Source organism: Candidatus Omnitrophota bacterium (genome assembly GCA_030688425.1).
Taxonomy (GTDB): domain Bacteria; phylum Omnitrophota; class Gorgyraeia; order Zapsychrales; family JANLHA01; genus JAUYIB01.
The window spans coordinates 1-5059 of record JAUYIB010000017.1; the positions used below are offsets into that span (position 1 = coordinate 1).

Below are 5059 nucleotides of genomic sequence, written 5' to 3' on the forward strand. Positions count from 1 at the left end.
ACCACAAACGATGGGTTGGTGGTGTCCATCTCCACCGAGAGAAGACCCCAGGGAGTGGTGGAAGCGATACCGACGTATCCATCGCCTGTAAGAGTCAAAGTATCCACTAATGCGTCGGCACCATCAGATATTGAAAATTTCATCCAATTAAGACTGTTTGATCCTGCGGCGTGGGAAGTCTTGATTACGTGCTCATAGTTTGCCGGAGCCGCGGAAGTAGTAAAGATAATCTGGTCTCCATCAGTGGCAACTCCGCCGTTTTCAAACTCTCCAGCGCCTTTGACGTGGAGTTTCTGGAGAGGGCTCGCCGTCCCGATGCCGACCCGGTTCTCATTGGCGTTCACCACCAGAGTCGAGCTATCCACCACTAGCGAGTGTGTGAGTGTGGAAGAGGCTGTCGGCGAGGTAGCGGAAAACGCCCCATTGACCCGCAGGGTGGAGTCAAAAGTGGAAGAGGCTCTTACAAAGATGCCGGCAGTGGTGGTGGTTGGAGTAATGGCGTTGGTGAAGAGGGTCTCCCACGCGCCCGGGGAACCGGCGGCGGTGCAACCTGCCCCGAAACCGGAGATGAGCCCGTTGCTATCAACCTGCAGACACTGGGCCGAGCCCAAGATGGCGTTTAGGGTCAGCCCGCCGGTGATGGTGGTGGCGCCATTCAGACGCGTCGTGCCTATTACCCCGAGCGTGGTCGAGGGGGAAGCCGTGCCAATCCCCACGAAGTTGTCATTGGCATTGATGGCGAATGTTCCGCCGTCAATGTTCAGGCCAGTATTGAGAGTTGTCGTGGCCGTGGCCGAGGACGGCATTCTAAAGATCAAGGTTGAGTTGTCGTCAGCTAAGACATTGAAGACATTGCCCGTGAAACTGGAGGCGTTGTAGACGAGCTTCATCATGTCCCCTGTGGTAAGGGCCGAGGTGGAAGCAGTAAAGAAATTGCCCGAGGTAATAGCCGAAGACGAAGCCATAATTTGATCACCGAACTCGACTTTGCCTAAACCTGTCTTGATGGCCCAATTATTCGTCCCGGCGGTTTGGTCGTCGACATAAAGTCCATAAAGATTATCAATTGTCCCGCCCCCCGTATTGGTTCCGGGATCAATATATGATACATAGGCATTGGATACTGTACTTGCCGACTGGTGAGCAATGTAGTGTTCACTACCAATCATACTTCCTACATCTCCCGCAGAACCATAAGTATAAGCGCCGATAATTCCGCCCTCTAAGGTGGTGATTCCACCTGCGCCAGAATATACAGCTTCAGATGCAAATCCTTTAACCGCGGGCATTGTCCCAGTGGTATTCGTTCCTTCAGATTGAAAGTAGGCCGCATAATGATTTCCAGAATTTACATTGGATTGGTTCACTGCGCCCAGGACTGTTGAGGTAACAGTACCGTCTGTGTTAAGTGCAGCAAATGTATTCTTTACCAATTTAGCAAAAGTCTGACTACTTGCATTAAAAGTGGTATAAGTTGGTCCACTGTATATATTCCAATTATTCGTCCCAGCGGTTTTATCATCCACGAGGAGTCCGTAATTGTTGGTGACTGCTTGACCTGTTCCTCCGAGTTCCAATTGCGCTCCAGGACTCGCCGTCCCGATGCCGACGAAGCCGTTCTGATTCACACCACCGATATAAAAGGCGGGCGTGGAGGAGCCGGTGTTTGAAACCACAAACGATGGGTTGGTGGTGCCCATCTCCACCGAGAGAAGACCCCAGGGAGTGGAGGAAGCGATGCCGACAACGTCGCCGAACTCCACCTTTCCCGTGCCCGTCTTAATGGCCCAGTTGGTTGCCCCTACAGCTTGGTCGCTAATCTTCAGGCCGTAGTTGTTTGTGCCTACACCACCTTGGTCCCCTATCCAGACTCCGTAGTTATTATCTACTGTTCCGGTAGTGCGGCTATTTGGATACGAGATGAAACCCGCAAGGTTGGCTGTAGTTCCGGCCCCCACGTGAAATGCCTGACTAATTACTCCGGCTGCATCTGTGGTAATTGCGCCGGCCGCAGTGTTGACAGTAATATCGCCATAGATACCATTTGCTAAAATACGAGTCCCGCTTTCATGGACGTCCTCAAAGTGGCCGTATAATCCAGTGCCTAAATCAGTCGTAGAATCTTGGACAGTCGCGCCAATACCGTCTGTGAAAACATCCGTGCTGGTCTTTAGTATAGCCAGCGAATGCTTTGAGGCATCCACGTAGGACTGCGCGTTTGCATTGAAGCCGGTTCGCGGCCCAACCAATAGTCTCTTGTCTGTATTATCCCAAAAGATGTTGGCGTTGTCCTGGGAAAGCAGCCCGCCGGTTCCAGCAAAAAATAGGGAACCTGCGGTGAGGGCGTTTAGGGTCAGCCCGCCGGTGATGGTGACTGCCCCGTTCAAACGCGTGTCGCCCAGGACCCCGAGCGTGGTCGAGGGGGAATCAGTGCCGATGCCGACCCGGTTCTCGTTGGCGTTAACGACCAGAGTGGTGGCGTCAATGACCAATGAATGAGTAATGGTCGAGGAGGCAACGGCGGACAGGGCGTTTAGGATGTCGACATTCGTGGTCGTGGCATTCAGCGTGGCAGAGCGCAGATCCGAGAACACGTACAAGCCCGCGCCCGTATCCCCGGTGTTCAGGAGATAGTTGTCCGCCACCGACAGGGCCCCGGCCGTGATGACCAGGCCCGTGCCGGTGATGTCCGTGATGGCGGAATCCGTGCCGATCTGTAGGGTGGTCAGGTCCAGAGTGGTCGTGGCATTCAGTCTGTCATCAAAGGCTGATGTGAACCCCGCGCCAACGAGGGAATCGGCAACAACGAGGTTGGTAATCGTGGAGGAGGCGGCATTGACCAAAATGGCCGCGCCAGTCGAGGTCGGGGTCAGGACATTGGTGCCATTGAAGGTCTGCCAGGCCCCGGATGAGCCGGCCGCAGTACAGGCAGTACCCGTGCCGGAGACCAGCCCGTTCGTGTCCACGTTCAGACACTGGGCCGAGCCGGTGATGGCGTTTAGGGTCAGTCCGCCGGTGATGGTGACTGCCCCGTTCAAACGCGTGTCGCCCAGGACCCCGAGGGTGGTCGAGGGGGAATCAGTGCCGATCCCCACCCGGTTCTCATTGGCGTTGATGGCAAAGGTGCCGGCGTCGACATTCAGACCCGTGTTGAGCGTGGTCGTGGCTGTTGCTCCGTCCGGCATCTGGAAGATGGCCGTCCCGCCGTCATCGAGGACATTGAAGACATTGCCGGTGAAGTTGGAGGAGTTGATGACGAGTTTGATCATGTCCCCGGAAGTGATCAAAGAAGAAGAAGCGGTGAGGAAATTACCGGAGACGACAGTGGAAGAGGCGCTAAGGAAACCACCGTCGCCGACGCGGAAAACTTGAGTAGCATTGTCGTACAGATTAAAAATATCATTCGTTCCGCTGCCGTTAGATAAGCGCAGGACGGTATCCGCCGTTGAGGTTGCTCTTACTCCGGAGAGTCCAAGGCCTGTACCGACACGGAACAAACTGGAGCCGGAACCGTTCTGAAGTTCCAGGGCTGTGGAGGAGGCGATATTCATGAGAAGACCGCCTGACGCGGTGAAACCGGACAGGAAGGAATCGGCAACAGAATATAAACTCAAAAGATTGCCGGTTTGCGCCCCGCCGGCGGTAATATCTATACCGGAATTGGCCGAAGCTTGGGTGGTATCAACTGTAAAAATCGGGTTCCCTGATCCATCTTGAATGTTAAGTGCCGTCGATGAGGCAATATTCATCAGCAGCCCCCCTGCTCCGGTAAAGCCGGAGAGGAAGAGGCCGGAAGAGTCTCGCAATTCCAGAAGATTGGCTGTGGGAGAAGCGCTTGCATTGATGATCAGACCGTTGGTGCTGGCCGATGCTTGGTTGAGAGTCAGGGTGTTGTTGACCCGCAGGGTGGAGTCAAAAGTGGAGGAGGCGCTCACAATGACCCCGACCGTGGTGGACGGGGCGATGAAGGTCTGGTCTGTCCCAAACAGCCAGTTGGAGCCGGTGGCCGCGGCGCAGGAGAACGCGCCGTTGTCGGCAATGTCCTGCAGGAAGTCGTTCCCGGTGCAGGCCGTGCCAAAGTAGTTGGTAATGGAGCCCCCGGACAGGTTGAGCGTGCCGGTCTGCAGGGTGGTCAGGTCCAGGGTCGAGGTGGAGTTCAGGAGGTTGTTGAACGCGGTGGTGAACGCGGCGCTGTCCAGGGTGGTGGTGGCGGTGATCGGGCTGGTGCCGCCCCCGAGGAGCCAGGCCCCCAGGGTGAAGTCCGCGGCGCCCGTGCCGCCGTTGTTGACCGCCAGGGTCGTGGTCCCGGTCAGGGCCGCGGTGCCGGTGCCGAACACCACGCCGGTCAGGGTGGAGGCGCCGGTGCCGCCCTCCGTCACGCCCAGGTCATTGAGCAAAGTGAGCGTATCAATTAAAGAGGAGGTGGAGTTCAGCGTGGCCGCGCGCAGGTCCGGCAGAATCATCAGGCCGGTCGCCGTGTCGCCCGCGTTAAGGAGAAAGATGTCCTCAATCTCCGTGGCGTTGAGACAATCCGTGCAGGTCACGTCCACCACGCGCAAATCGCCGGAGTTGTTGTCCAGGGTGGCGTCATCCGTGAAGGAGTCAAAGGTTTGAGAATCAATGACCAGGCTGGTCCCGACCGTCAAAGCGTCGCTTGTAAGCGTGGTAATGGTGGAGGAGGCGCTCACAATGACCCCGACCGTGGTGGACGGGGCGATGAAGGTCTGGTCTGTCCCAAACAGCCAGTTGGAGCCTGAACCCGAGCCGGTGGCCGTGGCGCAGGAGAACGCGCCGTTGTCGGCAATGTCCTGCAGGAAGTCGTTCCCGGTGCAGGCCGTGCCAAAGTAGTTGGTAATGGAGCCCCCGGACAGGTTGAGCGTGCCGGCGGCAAGGGTGGTCAGGTCCAGGGTCGAGGTGGAGTTCAGGAGGTTGTTGAACGCGGTGGTGAACGCGGCGCTGTCCAGGGTGTCGTCAGCCGAGAATGAGTCAAAGGTGTGAGTATCAATGACCAGGCTGGTCCCGAACGTCAAAGCGTCGCTTGTAAGCGTGGTAATGGTGG

1 protein-coding gene is annotated in these 5059 nt (G+C 56.7%); it reads right to left on the minus strand.

Going from position 1 to position 5059, the window contains the following annotated elements; all coding sequences use genetic code 11:
* A partial coding sequence (locus Q8Q08_06805; protein ID MDP2653724.1) for a hypothetical protein occupies window positions 1–5059 on the minus strand: 5059 nt, incomplete at both ends.